The organism is Arthrobacter sp. NtRootA1, assembly GCF_019976975.1.
GTDB lineage: Bacteria > Actinomycetota > Actinomycetes > Actinomycetales > Micrococcaceae > Arthrobacter > Arthrobacter aromaticivorans.
Map to the genome: position 1 here is coordinate 3716951 of NZ_AP024630.1, position 22163 is coordinate 3739113.

At 61.3% G+C, this 22163-nt stretch carries 19 protein-coding genes; 8 read left to right on the plus strand and 11 right to left on the minus strand.

The window, feature by feature from the left end; all coding sequences use genetic code 11:
• Positions 1-95 precede the first annotated feature (95 nt).
• From secA to LDN90_RS16880, 4 genes are all read right to left on the minus strand, one after another.
• Positions 96-2837: a preprotein translocase subunit SecA gene (gene secA / locus LDN90_RS16865; RefSeq protein ID WP_216924031.1), complete on the minus strand. Its 2742-nt coding sequence runs from the start codon at positions 2835-2837 to the stop codon at positions 96-98.
• Between the two features lie 42 nt (positions 2838-2879).
• Positions 2880-4169 carry a crosslink repair DNA glycosylase YcaQ family protein gene (locus LDN90_RS16870; RefSeq protein ID WP_223946417.1) on the minus strand — a complete coding sequence of 430 codons (1290 nt, stop codon included), beginning with the start codon at positions 4167-4169 and terminating at the stop codon, positions 2880-2882.
• 27 nt (positions 4170-4196) lie between these two features.
• The gene (gene raiA / locus LDN90_RS16875) at positions 4197-4925 is read right to left on the minus strand and encodes a ribosome-associated translation inhibitor RaiA (protein ID WP_216924033.1); all 729 of its coding nucleotides are present in this window, start codon (positions 4923-4925) and stop codon (positions 4197-4199) included.
• Between the two features lie 158 nt (positions 4926-5083).
• Positions 5084-5317 carry a phosphoribosyltransferase gene (locus tag LDN90_RS16880; RefSeq protein ID WP_223949320.1) on the minus strand — a complete coding sequence of 78 codons (234 nt, stop codon included), beginning with the start codon at positions 5315-5317 and terminating at the stop codon, positions 5084-5086.
• On the opposite strand from LDN90_RS16880, the gene LDN90_RS16885 reads away from it, so the two are divergent.
• Positions 5276-5992 (plus strand): hypothetical protein, encoded by a 717-nt coding sequence (locus LDN90_RS16885; protein WP_223949381.1) that lies wholly within the window; start codon positions 5276-5278, stop codon positions 5990-5992. The genes LDN90_RS16880 and LDN90_RS16885 overlap by 42 nt on opposite strands.
• Positions 5993-6198: 206 nt before the next feature.
• Here the strand turns inward: LDN90_RS16885 and LDN90_RS16890 are convergent, their stop codons facing one another.
• The 3 genes from LDN90_RS16890 to mtrA all read right to left on the minus strand — a co-directional run bounded on the left by LDN90_RS16890 (position 6199) and on the right by mtrA (position 10536).
• Positions 6199-7917, minus strand: coding sequence for an LpqB family beta-propeller domain-containing protein (locus tag LDN90_RS16890; protein ID WP_223946418.1), 1719 nt, complete (start codon positions 7915-7917; stop codon positions 6199-6201).
• The gene (gene mtrB / locus LDN90_RS16895; protein ID WP_223949321.1) at positions 7914-9692 is read right to left on the minus strand and encodes an MtrAB system histidine kinase MtrB; all 1779 of its coding nucleotides are present in this window, start codon (positions 9690-9692) and stop codon (positions 7914-7916) included. The genes LDN90_RS16890 and mtrB overlap by 4 nt, the downstream gene beginning before the upstream one ends.
• A 169-nt stretch (positions 9693-9861) precedes the next feature.
• Entirely contained in the window at positions 9862-10536 is a 675-nt protein-coding gene (gene mtrA / locus LDN90_RS16900; protein ID WP_144649950.1) for an MtrAB system response regulator MtrA, read from the minus strand.
• Between the two features lie 233 nt (positions 10537-10769).
• Between mtrA and LDN90_RS16905 the strand changes: the two genes are divergently transcribed.
• The 6 genes from LDN90_RS16905 (at position 10770) to LDN90_RS16930 (ending at position 17069) form a co-directional block, all read left to right on the plus strand.
• On the plus strand, positions 10770-12035 hold the full coding sequence (locus LDN90_RS16905) for a hypothetical protein (RefSeq protein WP_223946419.1): 1266 nt from the start codon (positions 10770-10772) through the stop codon (positions 12033-12035).
• A complete protein-coding gene (locus LDN90_RS16910) occupies positions 12032-12724 on the plus strand; it encodes a DUF4129 domain-containing protein (RefSeq protein ID WP_223946420.1) in 693 nt (230 codons plus the stop codon). The genes LDN90_RS16905 and LDN90_RS16910 overlap by 4 nt, the downstream gene beginning before the upstream one ends.
• A gap of 110 nt (positions 12725-12834) precedes the next feature.
• A complete protein-coding gene (locus LDN90_RS16915) occupies positions 12835-13914 on the plus strand; it encodes a DUF4350 domain-containing protein (RefSeq protein ID WP_223946421.1) in 1080 nt (359 codons plus the stop codon).
• A complete protein-coding gene (locus LDN90_RS16920; RefSeq protein ID WP_223946422.1) occupies positions 13911-14996 on the plus strand; it encodes a MoxR family ATPase in 1086 nt (361 codons plus the stop codon). Before LDN90_RS16915 ends, LDN90_RS16920 begins: the two co-directional genes overlap by 4 nt.
• A 43-nt stretch (positions 14997-15039) precedes the next feature.
• A complete protein-coding gene (locus tag LDN90_RS16925; protein ID WP_223949322.1) occupies positions 15040-16332 on the plus strand; it encodes a DUF58 domain-containing protein in 1293 nt (430 codons plus the stop codon).
• 11 nt (positions 16333-16343) lie between these two features.
• Positions 16344-17069, plus strand: a complete 726-nt coding sequence (locus LDN90_RS16930) for a DUF4166 domain-containing protein (RefSeq protein ID WP_223946423.1) — start codon at positions 16344-16346, stop codon at positions 17067-17069.
• Between the two features lie 49 nt (positions 17070-17118).
• Here LDN90_RS16930 and LDN90_RS16935 read toward each other — a convergent pair whose 3' ends face one another.
• Together LDN90_RS16935 and LDN90_RS16940 are read right to left on the minus strand one after the other, a co-directional pair.
• On the minus strand, positions 17119-18150 hold the full coding sequence (locus tag LDN90_RS16935) for a hypothetical protein (RefSeq protein ID WP_216924040.1): 1032 nt from the start codon (positions 18148-18150) through the stop codon (positions 17119-17121).
• Positions 18151-18154: 4 nt separating this feature from the next.
• On the minus strand, positions 18155-18544 hold the full coding sequence (locus LDN90_RS16940; RefSeq protein WP_216924041.1) for a chorismate mutase: 390 nt from the start codon (positions 18542-18544) through the stop codon (positions 18155-18157).
• A 128-nt stretch (positions 18545-18672) separates the two neighbouring features.
• On the opposite strand from LDN90_RS16940, the gene LDN90_RS16945 reads away from it, so the two are divergent.
• The gene (locus LDN90_RS16945) at positions 18673-19329 is read left to right on the plus strand and encodes an NAD(P)-binding domain-containing protein (RefSeq protein ID WP_216924042.1); all 657 of its coding nucleotides are present in this window, start codon (positions 18673-18675) and stop codon (positions 19327-19329) included.
• A 137-nt stretch (positions 19330-19466) separates the two neighbouring features.
• On the opposite strand, the gene LDN90_RS16950 is transcribed toward LDN90_RS16945, so the two are convergent.
• Both LDN90_RS16950 and LDN90_RS16955 read right to left on the minus strand, forming a co-directional pair.
• Positions 19467-21173: an ABC transporter ATP-binding protein gene (locus LDN90_RS16950; protein WP_216924043.1), complete on the minus strand. Its 1707-nt coding sequence runs from the start codon at positions 21171-21173 to the stop codon at positions 19467-19469.
• Positions 21170-22162 (minus strand): ABC transporter permease, encoded by a 993-nt coding sequence (locus tag LDN90_RS16955; protein ID WP_223946424.1) that lies wholly within the window; start codon positions 22160-22162, stop codon positions 21170-21172. The genes LDN90_RS16950 and LDN90_RS16955 overlap by 4 nt, the downstream gene beginning before the upstream one ends.
• Between the last annotated feature and the right edge of the window lies 1 nt (position 22163).

The window sequence follows — 22163 nt, forward strand, 5'->3', positions numbered from 1 at the left end:
GTGAGCCAACCAGGTTGCCTCAACCGGGAGGCAGCAGATCTACGAAAAAAGACCCCAGACTTGTGTCCGGGGCCTTCTCTCACAGGGTGGCTGGATCAGCGCCGCTTCTTTTTGGCGGTTTTGCGCTGTTCCTGGGTGGCTGCTTTAGCAGGATTACCCGATCGGCCCGAGGAGCGGCCTTCGATGCGGGTCTGGCTCGCCCCGTCCTCGCCTGGGGCTGTGTACTGCAATTGCGCTGGCTTTTCGGGTGTCTCCAGACCGGCAGCGCGGATCTGGGGATCGTGGTGCTCGGTGTGTGCACCTGCCGCAGTATCGTCGGCAACAACGACATCTTCGGCGGGGGTCACCTCAACTTCAAGGTTGTAGAGGAACCCGATGCTTTCCTCCCGAATGGCTTCCATCATGCTTTGGAACATCACGAAGCCTTCGCGCTGGTACTCCACCAGCGGATCGCGTTGAGCCATGGCCCGCAGCCCGATGCCCTCTTTGAGGTAGTCCATCTCGTACAAGTGTTCTTGCCATTTACGCCCAAGCACCGACAGAACCACCCGGCGCTCCAGCTCGCGCATACTTTCGGAGCCAATTGCTTCTTCACGGGCTTGGTACACCAGCCGCGCGTCAGAGAGGATCTCTTCCTTGAGGAATTCGGCAGTGACCCTGGACTTACCGCCGGCTTCATCAATGATTTCCTGCGCAGTGACGGTGGCTGGGTAAAGCGTCTTCAGGTTTGACCAGAGCTGGTTGAAGTCCCAATCATCGCCGTTGCCTTCTGCCGTGGCGGCTTCAATAAGGGCGTTGATGGTGTCTTCCAGGAAGAACTGAACTTTTTCGTGGAGGTCATCGCCTTCGAGGATCCGACGACGGTCCCCGTAGATCGCTTCACGCTGGCGGTTCAAGACGTCGTCGTACTTGAGGACGTTCTTGCGCTGCTCCGCGTTGCGGGCTTCCACCTGACCTTGAGCCGAGGCAATGGCACGGGAAACGAGCTTTGATTCCAGCGCGACGTCGTCCGGCACGGAACTGTTCATGAGTCGCTCGGCAGCACCGGAATTGAACAGCCTCATGAGGTCGTCGGTCAGTGAAAGGTAGAAACGGGATTCCCCGGGATCGCCCTGACGTCCGGAGCGGCCGCGCAACTGATTATCAATCCGGCGGGACTCGTGGCGCTCGGTGCCCAGCACATATAGGCCGCCAAGGTCCAGTACTTCCTCGTGCTCGTCCTTAACCGCCTGCTTGGCCGCTGCGAGTGCCTCCGGCCATGCTGCCTCGTACTCTTCCGAGTTCTCCTCGGGGTCGAGCCCCCTCTTGGCGAGCTCTGCGATAGCAGTGAATTCGGCGTTGCCACCAAGCATGATGTCGGTACCGCGGCCTGCCATATTGGTTGCCACCGTGACGGCACCCTTACGTCCGGCCTGAGCGACGATGGAGGCTTCCCGTGCGTGGTTCTTGGCGTTGAGAACCTCGTGGCGGATTCCTTCCTTTGCCAGCAGCTTGGAGAGATATTCGCTCTTCTCGACGCTGGTGGTGCCAACAAGTACTGGCTGGCCCTTTTCGTGGCGTTCCGCGATGTCCTTGACTACAGCGTCAAACTTGACGATCTCGTTCTTATAGACGAGGTCCGACTGGTCAATGCGCTGCATGTCCCGGTTGGTGGGAATGGGTACAACTCCGAGTTTGTACGTACTCATGAACTCGGCGGCCTCGGTCTCGGCCGTACCCGTCATGCCGGACAGCTTCGAATACATGCGGAAGTAGTTCTGCAGGGTTACCGTTGCCAGGGTCTGGTTTTCGGCCTTGATCTCGACGTTTTCCTTGGCCTCGATGGCCTGGTGCATGCCTTCGTTGTATCGTCGCCCGGCAAGGATACGGCCTGTGTGCTCGTCAACAATCAGGACTTCGCCGTCGAGTATGACGTAATCCTTGTCGCGCTTGAAGAGTTCCTTCGCCTTGATGGCGTTGTTCAGGAAACCAATGAGAGGGGTGTTGGCCGATTCATACAGGTTCTGGATACCGAGGTAGTCCTCCACCTTTTCAATTCCGGTTTCCAGGACACCAACAGTCCGCTTCTTCTCGTCGACTTCGTAGTCGACCTCCGGCTGTAGCCGGAGAACGACCTTTGCGAATTCGCTGAACCAGCGGTTTGTGTCGCCTTGGGCCGGACCCGAGATGATGAGGGGGGTACGCGCTTCATCGATCAGAATCGAGTCAACTTCATCCACAATGGCGAAGTTGTGCCCCCGCTGAACGAGTTCACTGGCGTCCCAGGCCATGTTGTCGCGCAAATAGTCGAAGCCAAATTCGTTGTTTGTACCGTAGGTGATGTCTGCGGCGTACTGCTGCCGACGCACTGACGGATCCTGGTTGGAGAGGATGCAGCCGCTGGTAAGGCCAAGGAAGCGGTAGACGCGTCCCATGAGCTCGGACTGGTATTCGGCAAGGTAATCATTCACCGTGACCACATGGACGCCATTGCCCGTAAGGGCATTGAGGTAGGCCGGCGCCGTTGCCACGAGGGTCTTGCCTTCACCGGTTTTCATTTCGGCAATGTTGCCCAGATGAAGTGCGGCGCCACCCATAAGCTGGACGTCAAAGTGCCGCATGCCCAACGTTCGGGATGAGGCCTCACGGACCGCAGCAAATGCCTCCGGCAGGAGGGCATCCAAGGTCTCGCCGTCCTGATGCCGGGAGCGCAGGCGGTCTGTTTCCTCCCGAAGTTCAGCGTCAGAGAACGTCTTGAAAGAGTCTTCCAGGGCATTGATGGAATCGGCATAGTTCCGCAGTTGCCGGAGTGTTTTCTTGTCACCCGTGCGGAGAAGTTTTTCGATTAGTGATGCCACGTGAAATTGCTCCCAGTCTCATGCTGCCGAATTCTGGCTGTTTCAGTCTACGGGAGAGAGTATCGCCACGTTATCCGGTTCCCCTGTGAGCGGACTGCTTTGCCCATCTGGCCCACGACGCCCGATAGGGCCTCCGGCCACAGCTTCGGAGAGTGAAACCGCGAGATCCCCCACGGGCCACACAACAACTTCCTGAAGGCCGAGCCATTCGGCCATGAGCCACAATTCGGCGGAAAGCTCGACGGCGGTATCCGGTGGCGCTCCTGGTTCACCAAATGCGGACCGAACCAAGAGTTGGCCTGCGGCCCTGTCAGCCTTCAAATCGACCCGGGCCACGATGCCTTCCCTGAGCAGGAAGGGCAAAACGTAGTAGCCGAAACGGCGCTTGTCAGCAGGCGTGTAGATCTCAATCCGATAGTGGAATCCGAACAACTCTTCCAGGCGCCGCCGCTCGAAGACGAGCGAGTCAAAAGGGCTCAGCAGCGCCCGGCCTTCGGCCTTGCGTGGCAATCTGGCATCGATGTGCCGGTACGTTTCCCGGTCCCAACCGCGAACGGAAACGCGCTCCAGCCGGCCTGCCTGGAGGAGGCGCTGCACCGACGCCTCCCCAGCCTTCAGCGGGGTCCGAAAATAGTCGGCAAAACACCGGACCGTTCCGATGCCATGTGCCAAGGCAGCTGCATCCATGAGCCGGTCAAGGGCGGTATCTGCATCCATCCCGCTGTGTACCGAACCCGGCAGAACCCTGGAAGTAAGTGTGTAGAGACGTTCGAATTGGGGTGTCCGCGAAGCCGCTGAAACACGGCCTTCTTCAAACAGGTGCTCTAGAACGCGCTTTACGGTGTTCCAGTTCCAGCCCCAATTTGCGCTTTCGGTGTCCGGGATGTGCCCAAGTTGTACAGTCAAGGCAGACGCCGTCATCGGCGGTCCGGCCTCAAGGGCTGCGAGGATTCGTTCCTCCATGGCGATCCGCACCGCGGGCTCCATGTGATGTGCCCCCACCCACGCCCGCTTTTGCCAGAGAAGCAGGTCGGGAAAATGCTCCGGACGGATATAGCTGGCCTCGTGAGCCCAGTACTCCATCATTTTGCGCGGTTTTCGGCCTGCCATGGAGTGAAGGATTGCCGGATCGTAGTTTCCCAGGCGGGAAAAGAATGGCAGATAGTGGCTCCGAGCCAGCACGTTCACGGAGTCGATCTGGACAAGCTGGATCCGGGCAAAGGTCCGGCCCACCGCCCGTGGGGTCACGGGGCCGGCGGGCCGGACTTTCGCCAATCCTTGGGCTGCCAATGCGATCCGCCGTGCCTGTGACAGGCTCAGCGAAGCGGTCATTGAAGTCCTTTCTCGTGCGATTAAGCCTTACTTGGCGGTGGCCGCCTGGTCATCCGAGCGGTACGCGTGGATCTTCTCCTCCACGGCTTCCTCGCCGGGCTCGCAGGTGGAGTCGAGGGTTATGACACCATAAGTCCAGCCACTGCGCCGGTATACAACCGAGGGCGCATTGGTTTCCTTATCCAGGAACAGGTAGAAGTTGTGCCCCACCAGTTCCATGTTGTCCACTGCATCATCGAGTGTGAGGGATGCGGCGGGGAAAACCTTCCGACGGATCAAAACGGGTGAATCACCTGCTGGAATATCGTTCTCGATGTCGTAGGGCGACCGCTCATCGGCCTGCGGTTCAGCCTCTTGGTGGTTGTTGGCGCCTGCGTAAATTGGCTCACTGGCACTCGCGGGCTCGAGGGAGGCCGTTGCTTCCCGAACGGCCTTGGGCGTGTGGCGCCCGTGGTGCACCTTCTTCCTGTCCTTTGCGCGACGCAACCGCTCAAGCAGCTTGTTGTACGCAAGATCGAAGGCAGCAAATTTGTCAGCGGCTGTGGCCTCGGCACGGATAACAGGGCCTCGGCCCAGGACGGTCACTTCAACGGTGAGCTGTCCCGGCGTTTGCCGGGGGTTGGTCTCCTTGGAAACCTTGGCGTCGACTCGCTGGACTTTGTCCCCCAGCGATTCAATCTTTGAGATTTTCTCGCCGGCATATTCGCGAAAGCGGTCAGAAACTGTCAGATTTCGTCCGCTGATCATGAACTCCATGGTGCCCTCCAAATAACTCAGGTGACACGATAACGACGCTGTAGGGGGCTGGTCTGACGGACAGTCGAGCCCCTTTCCGAGCCGCTATCGACAGGTACATCTGTTCTTGGTACCCACAACCGACGTTAGTTCATCGGCACGAGTTATTCACCCTTTGGTCACTTATTTTTTGTTTGCGTCTTAACCCCACCAGGGGGCTCGTCCCCGGGGGTATGGGAGGCGTAGGCTGGTGGCCTCGTGGCCGCGAGAACAACGGCGCCGCAGACTATCCCGCCAGCCGCAGACACTGCCCGGGCAGCCTCCGCAAGGGTGGCTCCAGTGGTGAGAACATCGTCCACAATCAGGCATCTTTGTCCGCGCATCTTTTCCCTGCAGCGGGGTCGAACCCTCATGGAATCCCGGACACGCCTGGCACGCTCACCCCTGCCGAGTCCTTTTTGGCCCGTGGAACCATCTCTCCCCTCGGTGCCAAGGATGGCCCTGACGCCACTTCCGATCAGGTCTTTGCACGTTGCGGCCAGCCGTCGGCTTTCCAGGCGGCTCCCGGTCTTCTCAAGCGCATCGAAACCCGGGCACCGGGACAACATCCCTCGTCTCTTCATGCATCGGAGCAGAACGTGTACGGGGCTGAAACCGCGGCTTCGGAAGGCCTTGCCGCTGCTGGGAACGGGAACAACGCAAAACCCCGGCTGGTCACCAATGGCCAGACGGAGTGCGTTTCCGAAGCAGGGCGCCAACACCTCAGCCAGCCGCCACTGGCCGAAGCTCTTGAAGGACAACAGGGACTGCGAAAGTTCATCCCTATAGGGCCCTGCGGCCACCACACCCAGCTTTACACTGCCTTCAACATCGACCAACGCAGGCGATTCCTGTTCGGCCCTGAAGGGGTTCCTGCAAAGCTGACGCACCCGCTTCGCACAATCCCTGCACAGGACGGTATCTTCCACACCGCAGCAGACGCAATCAACGGGAACCAGGAGTGCAACCAACTCCATCAGTGCCGCTTGCAAGTTGGCAATCAGGCGCCCAAGCAGGCGCCGGTCCTCTCCGCGTCGCCGGGGTCCTGAGGGGTCCGGGGCACCGACATCCGGGTCAATCCGGCGCTGGATGCGTTGGGCAGGTCGAGGACCGTTGACGGCAAACGGGAGGTTGATCACGAAAACATTCATGCTGGTAGCCTTAGCCACTTTTTGGTCCGGTAATAGCCCAGCAGCCTGCTATGTGAACAACCACGGTCTTGTGGGGCGGCGCCTCCAGGGTGTCTGGCTCCCGGTCAGCCCGGGAAGGCCGGCTCCGTAGGGCCCTTGAGCTGAAGTTCCCAACCATTTCCGACACGTTGAAAGATTCCCGCTGTGGACTGGCCGTAGATCTGTTCTGCCCCGTTACCTGCGCTCAGACTCATGAGGCCGTCCCACGGCGCCAGTTGCTGCGGCTCCCCCGAGGTCAGCGAGAGCAACTCCGGAACCACGGTAGCCGTTGCCGAACTGGCCATTACGGCAACGGTGGATCCGTTGACCCACACTCCCTGGTCAGGCGAGGTGGAAGTGAAAAGAGTGATCGGAGTCGTAAGATCCTTCGGCGCGCCGTCTGCATTCCGGACGATGCCCGTAACCTGAACCACTGATTTACCGTTAGCTTCGGATATCACCAGCGCCCGGGTACCTTCGCGTGAGATGCGGAAATCCTTGACAGTCCGTCCGGAAAGCCACGTGGGAGATATGGTCGCCGTGGGCACAGCCATGCCAGGGGCAACGCCAGTGGGCTTGAAAGCCACAACCTCAGTATTCCCGCTGGCGCCTGGTCCCGCCGTCCAAACCCAATCATGAGGACTGAACGAAGGCCCGGTCAAAGTGCTTCGGGTGGTCAGTTGCCGGGCCGGTTGACCAGGCTCGATGGAGTACAACGTGGTTTTGTCGCCGTTGAGGAAGGCAACGGTTTGGGATACCGGCGACTCGGCGGGCGAATGGGGGCCGAGCCCCGCAACCGACTGAATGTCAGGCAATGGCGAAACGCGATTGTTCTCATAGCGGACCAAGTCGCCGTTACTGACGGCGATCTGGCGGGCAGGCACATTCTTGTCCACAACCGGCGGCAGAACTGTCCCATTGTCCTCGACGCGGACCAGGTCCTGGTCTGCGCGAAGCTGGACGTTGATGACGTCCGGTTGCCCCCTGAAGGTTAATGCCAGCTGGTTTTGCATCCGTTGGCGGTCTTCTGCCGATGCATCGAACAGTTCCTTGGCCGACAAATCCACCTGGGCTGCCCCTGAAACGACGGGGACAGATTCCCGGGCCAACTTCATTCCGGAGGGAAAGGCGCTCACCACCGCCCCACGCAAATACGGCGCAGGCCCGGCAAGCAGGGCGCTGGTCATGGACTTAACAGTCTTCTTCTTGATGAACCATCGGTAGTCCGGCACCGCATACGTGAACGTGGGATCATAGAAGTAGATCGGAAAAGCGCCGTAAATGACTTTGAACGTCTCTTCCGGAATCGCAGTACCATCCGGAACCTTGGAGATCCGCCACTCCCCCTCCACTTTCTCCAGCGAGACTGGGATGGTCTCCTTGGTCCCCGGTGGGAACTGCGTCGCTATTCCGTCCGCATCCACTGTGTAGGCAAGGTCCACCTCGTAGAGGTACTCATTCTCCACGGCCGTCTTGACCACGTGGGCTCCGCGGAAAACGATGGCCCGCTTATCCGGCTTCCACGTTACGGCTTGGGCTTGGGTCAAATATTGCCGCGCTACGGGATAGTCGTCCTCATAGCCGCTGCCAGCCATATAGAAATCCTCAATGACGGCTTCCGGTGTGGAGCCTGCACGCGGTGCTGCGGGGAAGAATACAGGGGCGTTGGGGTTTCCTGCTCCCTCATCCTGGCTCTTTCCCACTGGACCGGACCGGGGAATCTGGGCGCACGAGGCCAGCAAGACCATCAGCGCCGCCAACGCGGCAACGAAGGCCCGCCTGCGTCCGGTGCAAAGGAACCTCATGATGCACCGCCCTTTCCCTCGTCATCCGAAGGAGGTGTTCCGACGTCGGATTTGCCGTCTGTGGTGCCAAAACCCGTACCCAGGACAAGCATCTGGCGTTCGCTACGGGCTCCGGGCAAGTCGATGTCCGCAGGTTCCAACTGCAGGGGCGACTTGAGGATGGTTCCACCTTGCTTGAGCGGCAATGTCAACCTGAAGTTTGAGCCCGCCCCTTTGCGACCCCATGCTTGAAGCCAGCCGTTGTGGAGCTTGGTGTCTTCGGCGGCGATGGACAATCCCAGTCCGCTTCCACCAGTAGTTCGGGCGCGTGCCGGGTCAGCCCGCCAGAAGCGGTCGAAGACCCTGGCAGCTTCCGCTTGGCTCATTCCAATGCCGTGGTCCCGCACGGCCACAGCCACGGCGTCGTGGTTTGCTGCCACAGAAATGTGGATCGGCTTTCCCTCGCCGTGCTCAAGGGCATTGAGGAGCAGGTTCCTCAGGATCCGGTCGATCCTGCGCGAGTCCATTTCGACAATGATGCTCTTCTGACGGGCGTTCAGGCGGACCTCAGAACCGTATTCGGAGGCTACGGGTGCTGCGCCCTCCATGACGTGCGAGATCACTTGGAATATGTCCTGGGGTTCGGCGTCCAAGACGGCAGCACCGGCATCGAAGCGCGAAATTTCCAGCAGGTCAGACAACAAGGACTGGAACCGTTCCACTTGGTGATAGAGGAGTTCGGCCGAGCGTTTGTTCATAGGATCGAAGTCTTCACGGGCGTCGTAAAGGACCTCCGCGGCCATGCGAACGGTCGTCAATGGGGTGCGTAGTTCGTGCGAGACATCCGAGACGAACCTTTGCTGCATTTGGGACAGCGTGGCCAACTGGGTGATCTGTTCCTGCAGGCTGGCCGCCATATGGTTGAACGAAGCACCAAGCCTGGCAACCTCATCCTCACCCTTGATCACCATGCGCTCTTGGAGTTGGCCCGCCGCCAGCTTTTCCGACACCACGGCAGCATGGCTCACAGGGCTGACCACATTGCGCGTGACGTACCAGGCGATGGCACCAATCATGAGCACGAGCGCCGCACCACCGGCCCACAGCACGTTCTGGATTTCGTCCAGGGTCTTCTGTGCAGTGTTCAGGTCATAGATCAAATACAACTCATAGGCAGTGCCGTTAAAGGTGACTTTGTTTCCGACAGCAATACCGGGGCGGTCCTCGTTTCCAACAGGGAACTGCATGGAGGCCCAGAACTGTTGCTTCCCGCCGTCCTGGACAGCCTTTCGCAATTCCGGCGGGATGACGCGGACGGTGAGCTGGTCCGAGGCTCGCGACTCCACCCAGCGGTTACGGGGTTTGGTCTGTTCCGGGACGGCTTCAAAGACGTAGCGCCGCTGGATCACCGAGCCCCGGCCCTCTACCGCGGTTAACGTGTCGTAGACCAACGTGATGACGCTTGATTGATCAGTAACCTGTGCGCCGTCGAAGGTGTCCTGAACCTGTTTTACGTTGTAGCGGGACTCCGACTCCGCTTGGGCCAGCCTCTCCTGGAAAAGGTTGTTGGCGATCTGGTTGGAAAGGTACGCACCGACGATCGCAAAGGACGTTACGGCAAGCAGGAGCGTGGTCAGCACGGTCCTGAACTCCAATGACCGCCGCCATCGCCTCAGCAAAGAACGCCAGAGGAAGCGAAGACCCGGCCGTATCTGCCGGACACCGATCGAGACGAGGCGGGAAACCCTCAGAACCAGAATTAGGCCACGTCGAGTCCATATCCGGGCGCGCCACATCAGCCAGGGAAGGTTCCTTGGTAGTGGATCGCTGGGAGTAGAGGGTGAATTCCCGGACGCCGAAGTCTCCGCGGTCTGCTCCAAGGATGTCGTCTTCCCCTGGGCGCGCTGCTCCGGACTGTTCGGACTCTGGTCCTTGCCTGTGGTGCCGGTCTTGCCGGCGGGAGACTCAGGAACCTGCTTTATACCCGACACCACGCACCGTCAATACAACCTCGGGCGCTTCCGGATCCCGTTCAATCTTGGAGCGCAAACGCTGAACATGGACGTTGACCAACCGGGTGTCGGCGGCATGGCGGTATCCCCACACCTGTTCAAGCAAAAGTTCGCGTGTAAAGACCTGCCACGGCTTGCGGGCCAATGCCACCAGGAGGTCGAACTCCAACGGTGTGAGCGAGATACGCTCTCCACCGCGGGTGACCAAGTGCCCTGCGACGTCGATGGTTACGTCAGCAATCCGCAGGGTTTCCGGAGCCTTTTGTTCGCCCGGCCGAAGGCGCGCACGGACCCGCGCCACGAGCTCAGCGGGTTTGAAAGGCTTGGGCACGTAGTCGTCAGCACCGGACTCAAGCCCGCGGACAACATCCGAGGTGTCCGATTTCGCCGTAAGCATGACGATGGGAACGTCCGATTCTCCACGAATCTGCCTGCAAACTTCAATGCCGTCCGAACCCGGCAGCATGAGATCCAAGAGCACCAAATCGGGTTTGGACGAACGGAACACTTCAAGAGCCTGGCCGCCGTCTGCGCAGAATACGGGCTCGAAGCCATCATTGCGCAGGACAATACCAATCATCTCTGCGAGCGCTTCGTCGTCGTCAACTACCAGAATGCGTGCCTTCATAGTTATATATTCCCTTATCGCCAAGCCTTTGTCCTGTTGGGCGGGCGCACGGCATGGCGTCCCCCAAGGCACTTCCACCGTACTGTACGGCCGCGATTTGCTCGACGTAGACCTGCGGTCCGGGCAGTATGGGCTCAGGCTATGAGGGAGGACACCGGGACTATAGGCTTGGGGCGAAGGTCCATGTGGGGGACGTCGGATGTCGGCGGGCCGGATCTCTTGGGGAGGAAATCGTGTCACAACCAGAGCACGGCCAGCAGCCATATCCAGGCGGTCAGCCTGCGTGGGGCAACCAGCCCCAGTGGGGCGGTCCGCCCGCGTGGGCAGCCCCTCAGGGCGGCGGCAACAACTGGCCCGGCTACCCTCCGGGAGGACCAGCGGGTGTATGGCCTTCGGCTGCGCCCGGCGGACCACCCTATGGCCAACCCATGTATGTTGCCCCACCCAAGCCCGGTGTCATTCCCCTACGACCCCTGCAATTCGGCGAGCTGCTCGACGGCTCCTTCCAGACCATACGCCGGAATGCCGCCTCCATGTTTGGTTCAGCCCTGATCGTCCAGGCCATTGCCGCAGCCCTCCTGGGCGTTGTGACCGTTGCCATGTACGAGCTCATGGATTCGTTGGAATCGACGGATTTCAGTGAGGACGCGGCTGGATTCTTCGGCCCGTTCCTGGCCGTCATGGCGGGTTCGGTGGGAGTCTCCGTGCTAATCGGCTTTCTCGGCGCCGTTCTCCAAGGCGTCATGGTCATTCCGGTTTCCCGTTCTGTCCTGAACCGACGAACAGGCTTCGGGCAAATGTGGAAGCTGGCCGTCGGGCGGATCCTGCCTCTCCTGGGGGTAGCAGCCCTCCTCACTATCGGTGGACTGCTGGCCGCAGCCGCCGTCGTCGGGATTGCTGTGCTGTTGTTCACAGCCTTGGGACCGGCTGCCTTGTTGATTGTCATCCCCCTGGGTTTCGGGGCCATCATTGTCTTTGTCTGGATTGGGCTGAAGCTCATGTTTGCTCCCGCCGCCATCGTCGTGGAGCGGATCGGCGTCTATGACGGACTCTTGCGATCCTGGCAGTTGACCAAGAGCAATTGGTGGCGGATCTTCGGCATAACCCTGTTGGTGAGCATCATGGTGGGAATCATCGCGCAGATAGTGCAGATTCCAGCTTCTCTCGCCGCGACCGCCATTGGATCGGTAATCTCCCCCCACCCGGACGCCGAAACAGTGGCCTCCACTCTGATCCTCACCACCGTGATCTCGATGATCATTGGGGCTTTGGTGGGGTCTGTGACATTCGCTTTCCAAACATCCGTGTCCGCGCTCATCTATATGGATCTTCGAATGCGCCGGGATGGGCTGGACGTGGAGTTGATGCGGCTGATGGAAAGCGGTGCAGATCCGGACGGAATTCCGGGTGGTCCCCCACAACAGGTACACGTCAACACGTGGCCCCCGGGCGGGGGCCACTGGCCAGGCACTCTTCCTGGCCGCTGGCCGCAGGCATGAGGGAAACATTAGGCCATTCCATTAACGCTTTGGCCGGCATGGAGCCGCCGGTGACGCCTGACGGTGCGGAAGCACGTCGTTGGGCGGAGGAGGAACTATCCAAGGCGCAGTATGCCCAAGCCCGACCCAGTTGGCTGGACCAGCTTTGGCGGGATTTCCTGGACTGGCTCAACTCCCTGGAAGGGGACGGAACTTCCCCGGAAAGCAACTTCGCTGTTCCCGTCATCATCGCCTTGGCTGTGGTGCTCATTGTGGTGGCTATCTTCGTTGTCCGGCCCAGGCTGAATGCCAAGAGAAAGACCTCCGTTAGCGGCATGTACGGCAGGGACGCGGCTGTGGATGCTGCGACGTACCGGAAGCGCGCTCTTGCCGCGGCCGACGACGGCGACTGGCCTAACGCCGTCGTCGATCAGTTCCGGGCCTTGGTGCGTTCCGCGGAGGAACGGGATGTCATTGAAGCGCGGGCCGGGCGGACGGCCGATGAGGCCGCAGGCCACTTGGGCCTGGCCTTCACCCCTGCTCAACACCGACTGGTCGATGCCGCCCGCCTGTTTGATGCGGTCCGCTATGGAGAACAGGCGGCAACACGCTCGGACTATGACGAATTGCGCAAGCTGGATATGGACCTCCTCGCCCTGACACCTGACTTCAGTGACCAGGAGCAGCAGGGATTCGCGGTGCCGCGATGACCCTCAAGGAACAGGTGCCAGAAGCTTTACAGGGAGGAACTCCTCCTCATCGGCGGGTCAGCGCATTGTGGAGTTGGTTCCGCAGGCACTTGGTTTGGATTGCGCTGGGGGTGGTGTTTGCCGCATTCGTGACGTTCCTGGTAGCGGAGCGGTTCTCGGCACCCAAGGATTCACGGTCCTTATCTACCCGTAATCCCGCTCCCGACGGGGCCATGGCCTTGGCCGAAATACTGGGGCGCCACGGTGTGGGCATAACTCCCACCGATACCCTCGAAGACACCCTGGCCGCACTTTCCGACGACGACTCCACCGTACTGCTGTATGACCCCCGCGGTTTCCTGGACAGATCACAGTTGCAGGATGTGAGGGCTGCAGCCGGGCGGGTGGTGGTGGTCGCACCGCGCCTACGCACGTTGAACGGCCTCGATCCGGACTTCCGTCCCGGCGGGGTGGTTCCCGAAGCGACAAAAAACCTTGAACCAGGCTGCGGCCAGGAAGACGCGGAGCAGGCGGGACCCGTTGCCGCACAAGGACCGGTGTACCTGGGGCCCGTAGTTTGCTACGCCACCCGCAGTGATGGACCAGGACTTTACGTGTCCTCGGCCGATGGGCACGTCGTTGTTTTGGGGAGCACCGAGTTGCTGGAAAACCAACACCTCGCGGCCGCTGGTAACGCCGCATTGGCGACGCGGACCTTGGGAAGCGCCCCCAACTTGGTCTGGTACACACCAGGCCTCGCGGATGTAGCGTCCGATAGATCCGCCCCGACGCTCAACGAGCTTGCACCGCCGTGGGTGGCGTTTGCGGGTCCATGGCTGGCCGTCATAGCTATCCTTGCCATCCTCTGGCGCGGACGACGTTTGGGACCGTTGGTCTTTGAACCGCTTCCCGTGGTGGTTAAGGCCGCAGAAACAGCCGAAGGGCGTGCACGTCTATATCAGGATTCACGTGCCGTGGAACGCGCCGCCGACAATCTACGGGCAGGAACCCTCGCCCGGTTGGCCAAGCATTTCAATCTGGGGACGGACACCACCGCGGAGGCCATCATCGACGCCGTGGCCCGGCGCCTTGGACGGCAGTCCCCCGCGATCCGGTGGGCGCTCATTGATTCCAAGCCGCAGACAGAAGGACAACTGGTGCAGTGGGCACAACAGATCGAACGAATCGAACAGGAGGCGACGGCCCGATGAGCAACCAGCCGAACAACTACACGGACAGCACCAACCAATACTCCGGTGGCGCGGCCCACCAGGTAAACCAGGCGCACGCAGGCGATCCGCATGTGCATGGAACACAGCAGGGCGGCCACCGCAGCGGTACGGAGGATCCTGCCCGACAGTCCCTGCTGAACGTCCGGAACGAGGTTGGGAAGGCTGTGGTCGGGCAGGATCCCACAGTTACGGGCGTGCTGATCGCCCTTCTTTGCGGCGGCCATGTCCTGCTGGAAGGCGTGCCCGGCGTCGCGAAGACCCTGTTGGTCCGGGCGTTGTCCACTGCCCTGAGCCTGGAAACCAAGCGCGTACAGTTCACCCCGGACCTCATGCCCGGTGACGTCACGGGCTCCCTGGTGTACGACTCGCATTCATCGGAATTCACTTTCCGCGAAGGGCCGGTTTTCACCAACATCCTGCTGGCCGATGAAATAAACCGAACGCCACCCAAGACGCAGGCCTCGCTCCTGGAAGCCATGGAGGAACGCCAGGTTTCCGTGGATGGCGTATCGCGGCCGCTCCCTGCACCATTCATCGTGGCAGCCACCCAGAATCCCGTGGAATATGAAGGAACCTACCCCCTGCCCGAGGCCCAATTGGACAGGTTCCTTCTCAAGCTGACCATGCCCTTGCCAGGCAGAGCCGAGGAAATCGAAGTGATCCGCCGGCACGCCGGTGGCTTCGACCCCCGAGACCTCGCTGCGGCAGGCGTGCGGGCGGTGGCTGGCGCCGTCGAGCTTTCCAACGCTCGTGTGGCTGTAGCGCAAGTGGCCGTCGCACCGGAAATCCTGGCCTACATTGTGGACGTAGTCCGGGCAACCAGGTCAGCCCCGTCCTTCCAACTGGGCGTCTCTCCTCGCGGCGCTACTGCCCTCCTGAACACTTCGAAGGCATGGGCCTGGCTGTCCGGGCGGCCCTTCGTGACACCGGACGACGTCAAAGCCTTATCGTTGCCTTGCCTCAGGCACCGGGTAGGCCTGCGTCCTGAGGCCCAGATGGATGGCATCCACGTTGACGACGTGCTCGGAAGCATCCTCGCGTCCGTTCCGGTGCCTCGTTGATTCTGCCGGTGATGCAGATGACAGCAATGGCAAGAGTGCCCTGATGGCCATCACGGGTCGTTTTGTGTTGCTGGCAGTTGCCGGGCTGGTTCCGTTGCTGCTGTTTCCGGCCTGGAGCACGGTGCTGTTCATCGTTATCGGACTGCTGCTGTTCCTGGCTCTTGACCTTATCCTGGCGGCTTCCCCAGCCAAGCTGGGCTTGGCACGCCAGCAACCGGGCAACGTCACTTTGGAGAGTCATGTTGATTCCGTCCTCACGGTGACCAACTTGGGCCGCCGAAAGCTGCGGGCGATGGTCCGGGATGGTTGGCAACCCTCCGCTGGAGCCCTTAACCCAGCCCAGGCGCTTGACGTTCCACCCGGCGAACGTCGCCGCGTGACGGTATCCCTAATGCCACGGCGTCGCGGCGATCTTGAGAGCCCACATGTGACGATCCGTTCGTATGGACCCTTGCGGCTGGCCGCACGGCAGCGGACGAGGACACTTCCCGCCCGCCTTCGAGTGCTGCCGCCTTTCCATTCCAAACGGCATCTGCCATCGAAACTTCGCAAGCTGCGCGAACTTGATGGCAGGGCGGCTGTGCAAATCCGGGGCGCGGGAACGGAGTTCGATTCCCTGCGGGACTACGTTCGCGGCGATGACGTCCGATCCATTGACTGGCGTGCAACCGCCCGCCGCACATCTGTGGTGGTGCGGACCTGGCGTCCGGAACGGGACAGGCGGGTTGTGATCGTTCTGGACACCTCCCGAACCGCAGCGGCCAGGATTGACGACGAGCCGAGGCTCGATACCGGGATTGAGGCTGCGCTGCTGCTCGCGGTTCTAGCGGAACGGGGCGGGGATCGGGTTGACTTCCTCGCCTACGACCGGATGCTCCGCGCGAGGGTCGAATCTGCTTCGAAAGGCAACCTCCTGGCCCAACTCGTTCAAGCCATGGCGGCGTTGGAGGCCGAACTCATAGAACTGGACTGGCAGCAGATCCCAGGCCAGGTACGGGCCGTATCGGCGCACCGCTCGCTGGTGGTGCTTTTGACAGCCCTCGACGGCGGCGCCCCCGAGGAAGGCCTTCTCCCCATGGTGGCCCAACTGGTCCGCCAGCACGTAGTGGTGGTCGCATCTGTCCGGGACCCCTTGCTGGCAGCAATGAAAGCCGGACGTTCCACCGCCAGCCAGGTTTTCCGTGCCGCCGCCGCGGAGCGCGCCCTGCTGGAACGCGCTGCGGTCACAGAACAATTGCGGCAACTCGGGGCTGAAGTGGTGGACGCCGAACCCTCTGAAGTCCCTCCCTTGCTTGCTGACACCTACATCCGGCTTAAAGCGGCCGGGCGGCTCTAGGAAGGACTCCAATGAACGAACCTATCTACCAGCTCGCCCTGGGCAATGATTTCACCAAGTTGGCACCCGAACTCCAGGAGTACTTCTCCCTGGCGGCAGGCTCCGGGTCATATGGAATTGGTGAGGGGGTCTTTGACGTTGTAGGGTGCCAGCAAAAATGGTTGCGTCCTTTGCTGGCCCTGACGGGAAGCGAAGAGGCCTTCTTCCCTGAATACGGCGAAGGCATACCGTTCCGTATTGAGAACCATGCCCACGTGGATCCCTTTGGCCGGCAAGCCCTCACGGCACGGCGTGAAATCTACTTCCCCTCCGGGACGCGGTTGTTCCACGACACCACGAGCGCTATCATCACGCCGCAGACCGGCTCCGTCACGCCCGCACCGATCCGGTTGGTGGACCATGTTGGCCGTTACCGTCGCCTCGTCACGGACCTTGACGTAACTGCCATGCCCAACGGCCGGCTACGAGGTGTGTCGAAAGCCAGCCGGCTCTTCCTGGGTCCATTGCGCATTCCGTTGCCGGCAGCCTTGGACGCAAAGGCCTTTGCGGAGCAATGGTGGGACGAGAACGAGGGCAAGCACCGGATCCAGGTCAAGGTCATCCAACCCCAGATCGGCGTAGTGCTTGTCTATGCCGGCCGCTTCGATTACCGGTTGGCGCCTTACCTGGCCGGGGCTGCCCAGGGCACATCGCTCCCGCGCTATGCAGAACCGGATCGCTGGGAAAAGAGGATCTAGCCCTCGCCAATCATCCCTGCGACAGGCCAATCAACCTGTGACAGCCCGATCAACCCTGTGACAGCTGATCAAGGCCATCGGCCACTTGGGTGAGTCGGGCAAGGACTTCCTTCGCTGTGGAGGGCTTCACGTGGGCGAGTCCCGTCGCCGGCGTTAGGCGCAGTGCCGGCAAGGCAGACGCCGGGAGGCCCAGTTGGCTCCAAGGCCGCCAAATGCTTTCCACAATGTCCGCGGTCCGCGGAAGCATGGCATCAGCATCCGCTGTGGGCATCGCACCGGCCCACACGCGTTTGCCCTTTTCCACTGCTCCGGCAAGGTGCTCCCACTGGCGGGTAGTCAACGCCTTCAGGGGAACAGCAACGCCATCGGCGCCCGCATCGAGTATGCGATCAATCGGGGCCTCGATCTCCGGTACGGCCACCACAATTTCGACGGCGCCCGCTGCCCTGAGCGCCTCGATCACCAACCGCCAGGCTCCCGCAACTTCCTCGCCGGGGATGGACCGCAGAGTCCGGTAACCACTCGCCGTCGGGATTGTTCCGCCCATCACTGCAGCAATATCCGGCTCGTCCAACTGGACCACAACGCCCGCTCCGGGCACCGCTCCCGAGATCCGCTGAAGGTGTTCTGCGACTCCGGCTGCCAGTGACTCTGCAATGTCACGGCGTGCCCCAAAATCGAGGAGGGCTCTTTCGCCGTTGTGGAGGTACAAACCGGCTGCGAGGCTCAGGGGGCCCATCAGTTGGACCTTGATCCCGCTGGCTGAAACTTCTTCCGTTCCAGCGACATCAGCCAGGATGTTGATGTCAGTCGCAAGCGCAGACCGTGCCCGCTGGGCGTCCTTTCCCGGCCGGTCCACCAATCTCCAACCGTGGGGTTGAACGTCCACGGCCAAGTCCACCAGCAGCGATGCTGTCCTGCCTACGGCATCGGATCCGACACCACGGTCCGGCAGTTCGGGCAGGAACGGAAGGTGGGGGTCCCCCAATTCGCCCCGGACGATCCGCAGGGATTCTGCAGGGTCAGTCCCTGGCCATGGGCCCAGAGCCGTCGCGCTGACCCGTTGCACTTCACCCGACATACTTTCAGGCCTGCTGGCTGGAGATCTGGTGATCCTCTGCGATGGCCTCATGATGGCGGATCACTTCACTGATGATGAAATTCAGGAACTTCTCGGCAAATGCGGGGTCAAGATGCGCGTCCTCGGCCAGGCGGCGAAGCCGGGCGATCTGGGCTGCTTCCCGTCCGGGGTCGCCAGCGGGAAGCTTGTGCGTGGCCTTGAGGACCCCTACTTTCTGGGTGGCCTTGAAGCGTTCCGCGAGCAGGAAAACGAGTGTGGCATCGATGTTGTCGATGCTGGACCGGATGGAGAGCAGCTCATCCATGACGCCGCGATCCACCTGGCCCGCGAGGGAACTCGCTGACGGGTTGAAGGAATCGTGGTCTTCGGGGAGGGCATTGTTCTGCTCGGTCATGTTCCCCAGTCTATGGGGTGCGGCGGTAGCGTTGCCGGTGTTACCTGACGGCATCCCGTAAGCAGTGTTCCTGCCGCGGGAATCGGTGCAGAATGGCAGCATCACTGCACTCGACCAGGGGAGCTTCCATGAAAATCGCTGTCCTGGGAACAGGAATGGTGGGGCACGCCCTGGCTGGCAAGCTGGTGTCGTTGGGCCACGAGGTCATCATGGGTTCCCGCGAATCCGGCAATCCCAAGGGCGAAGAGTGGGCCCGACAAGCTGGTCCACGCGCCCGTGCCGGCTCTTTCGCGCAAGCGTGCGCAGAGTCCGAGCTGATCGTGAATGCCACACCCGGTACTGTGAGCCTGGCCGTCCTCGCTGAAGCCGGCGAGGCCACCCTGAACGGCAAAATCATCTTGGACGTAGCTAATGCCCTGGATGGATCCAGCGGCTTCCCGCCATCGCTCACAGTCTGCAACACCGACAGCATCGCCGAGACCATTCAACGGACCTACCCCGAGCTTCGGGTAGTGAAATCCCTTAATACAGTCAGCGCCCCCGTGATGGTGGATCCTGGGCGGCTTCCGGGCCCACATGACATGTTCATGGCGGGAAACGACGCGGATGCCAAGTCCACAGTGTCAGGCCTGCTGCAGGAGTTTGGTTGGGCGCCCGAGCACATCAGGGACCTTGGCGGACTCGACGCTGCCCGTGGCATGGAAATGTGGCTGCCCTTATGGCTAAGGATCTTCATGCAGCAGCCGAAGGGAAAGATGTTCAACATCGCTATCGTCTCGGAATAGCTCAGGAACCACCCTCCGCAATGGAGACACTAAAGGCCCGCTCCCCAGCGTGGGAAACGGGCCTTCGGTGCATTATCCGGACTTTCTCAGCGCCGGGCTAACTCAGTGCCGGGCTTTCTCAGTGCGGGCCTTTGGGACTAGCCGCCCAACAGCGCGCGGTGGGCTTCCCGGCGTCGTGCCTGTTCGTCTGGGTCCGGAACCGGCAAGGAGGCGATCAGCCGCTTGGTGTAGTCGTGCTGGGGCGAGCTCATCACATGGTTGCCGATGCCCTGCTCCACCAACTGTCCCTTGTACAGCACGCCAACCCAGTGCGACAACATGTCCACCACCGCGAGGTCGTGGCTGATGAAAAGGGCCGCGAAGCCGAACTGCTCCTGGATGTCCTTGAACAAGTCCAGAACCTTGGCCTGCACTGAGACGTCCAGCGCGGAGGTTGGTTCGTCGGCAATCAGCAGGCGTGGGTTGAGCGCCAACGACCTCGCAAGAGAGGCGCGCTGCCGCTGTCCACCGGACAGCTCGTGCGGGTAGCGTTGCGCGTACGACGCCGGCAACTGGACCGACTCGAGCAGCTCGCCTACCTTTTTCCGCGCCTCAGCCGCGCTGGGCTTCGTGTGGATAATCAGCGGCTCAGCCACGCACTCGCCGATGGTGAGATGCGGGTTAAAGGAGGCGGCAGGGTCCTGGAAAACAAAGCCGATCTCCTTCCGCAGCGGACGGAAAGTGCGCTCCTTGAAGTCCAGCATCTCGTAGCCAAGGACTTTGAGACTGCCGCCCGTTGTCCTGTTCAGGCCTGCGATTGCCCGGCCAATGGTGGACTTTCCGGAACCGGACTCGCCCACCAAGCCAAAAACCTCGTTCTCCGAGACCGTAAAGGTGACGTTGTCCACGGCTTTGAAGCCATGGCGTCCAAACCGGCCCGGGTACTCAACGGTGAGGTTCTTCGCCTCGACTAGGACCTTGCCGTCCTGATGCAACCGGCCACGGGCGCCTTCGGAGGCGGAGTTCCGGCCCAGGTGCGGGACCGCTGCGAGGAGCTTTTTCGTGTAGTCCTGCTTCGGCTCCGCGAACAACACCCTCGAGGGCGCTTCCTCCACCACATCGCCTTGGTACATGACCACCACGCGGTCGGCGAGGTCGGCCACTACGCCCATGTTGTGGGTAATCAAGACGATGGATGTGCCGTAGTTATCCCGCAAGTCACGGAGTAATTGCAGGATTTCCGCCTGTACCGTCACGTCCAGGGCTGTCGTTGGTTCATCGGCCACAATCAGGCCCGGGTTCAGTGCCAATGCCGCGGCAATCACCACGCGCTGCTTTTGCCCACCGGAAAACTGGTGTGGGTAGTAGTTGACCCGGGTTTCGGGGTCCGGAATACCCACCTTTCGCAGGGCTTCCGTGGCCCGTTCCTTGGCTTGCTTTGCAGAAACGCGGTGGCCGTCCTTGGCGTGCGCACGGATCCCTTCGGCAATTTGCCAGCCCACCGTGAACACAGGGTTCAAAGCGGTGGAGGGTTCCTGGAAGACCATCGCTACGTCGCGGCCGCGGATCCTTCGCAGTGCGGATTTGCTGACACTGATCACGTTGCTTCCATTGATCACCACGGCGCCGGAACTGATGGCGGTTTCCGGAAGCAGCCCAAGGATGGTCTTGGCCGTCACGGTCTTGCCGGAGCCGGACTCCCCCACGATCGCCACTACTTCCCCGGCTTTGACGTCCAGGCTGACATCCTTCACAGCATAGACGTCCCCGCCGTCCGTGGCGAAGGTGACTTTGAGCCGGTCAATGGTGAGGACGGGTTCGCTGGGAGCCGCGGCGTCGGAAATGTTTCCGAGGTTGGTGGTCATGGCTTACCTGCCTCTGAAGCTGTAGGGGTTGCAGGGGTTTTCGTGGCGCCTGCGCGCTTGCGGCCACGGATCCGCGGATCGTTGAGGTCGTTGATGCTTTCGCCAACCAGCGTCAGGCCCAGGACTGTCAGCACGATTGCGATGCCAGGGAAGACACCCGTCCACCAGATACCCGAAGAGGTATCGGCGAGCGCCTTGTTCAGGTCAAAGCCCCACTCCGCAGCGGATGTTGGCTCGATGCCAAAGCCCAGGAAGCCAAGGCCTGCAAGCGTAAGGATCGCTTCGGAGGCATTGAGCGTGAACATCAGGGGCAGGGTCCGCGTTGCGTTTTTGAAGATGTGCCGTCCGATGATACGCAGGCTGGACGCACCCAGTACCTTGGCCGACTCGACGAATGGCTCAGCCTTGAGCCGGATGGTTTCGGCGCGGATGACCCGGAAATATTGGGGCACGAACACCACGGTGATCGAGAACGCACAGGAGAAAATACCGCCCCAGAAACTGGACTGGCCACGGCTGATCACGATCGAGATGACTATTGCCAAAAGCAGGGTGGGGAACGCATAGATGGCGTCCGCTACTACTACAAGGATCCTGTCCAGCCAGCCGCCGAAGTAACCGCTGAGCAAGCCCAGGGCGACGCCGAGGAAAAGTGACATCGCCACGGACACGATGATGACGGTCACGGCCGTCTGGGATCCCCACAGGACGCGGGACAGGACGTCATAGCCGCCCACCGTGGTGCCAAGGAGGTGTTTGGCCCCCGGTGCCTGCTGGGTGGGGAAGGAACCGGACGCATCGCTGAGTTGGGAGTAGCCGTAGGGGGCCAGCAGCGGGGCGAAAATGCTTGTCAGCAGGAACAACCCGCTGAGAACGACGCCCACCACCAGCATGCCCCGCTGGAGGCCAACGCTTTTCCTGAGGTGGGACACCACCGGAAGCCGGAAGAAGAGGGGCTGCTTGGGAGCAGTCAGTGAAGGAGTGCTCATG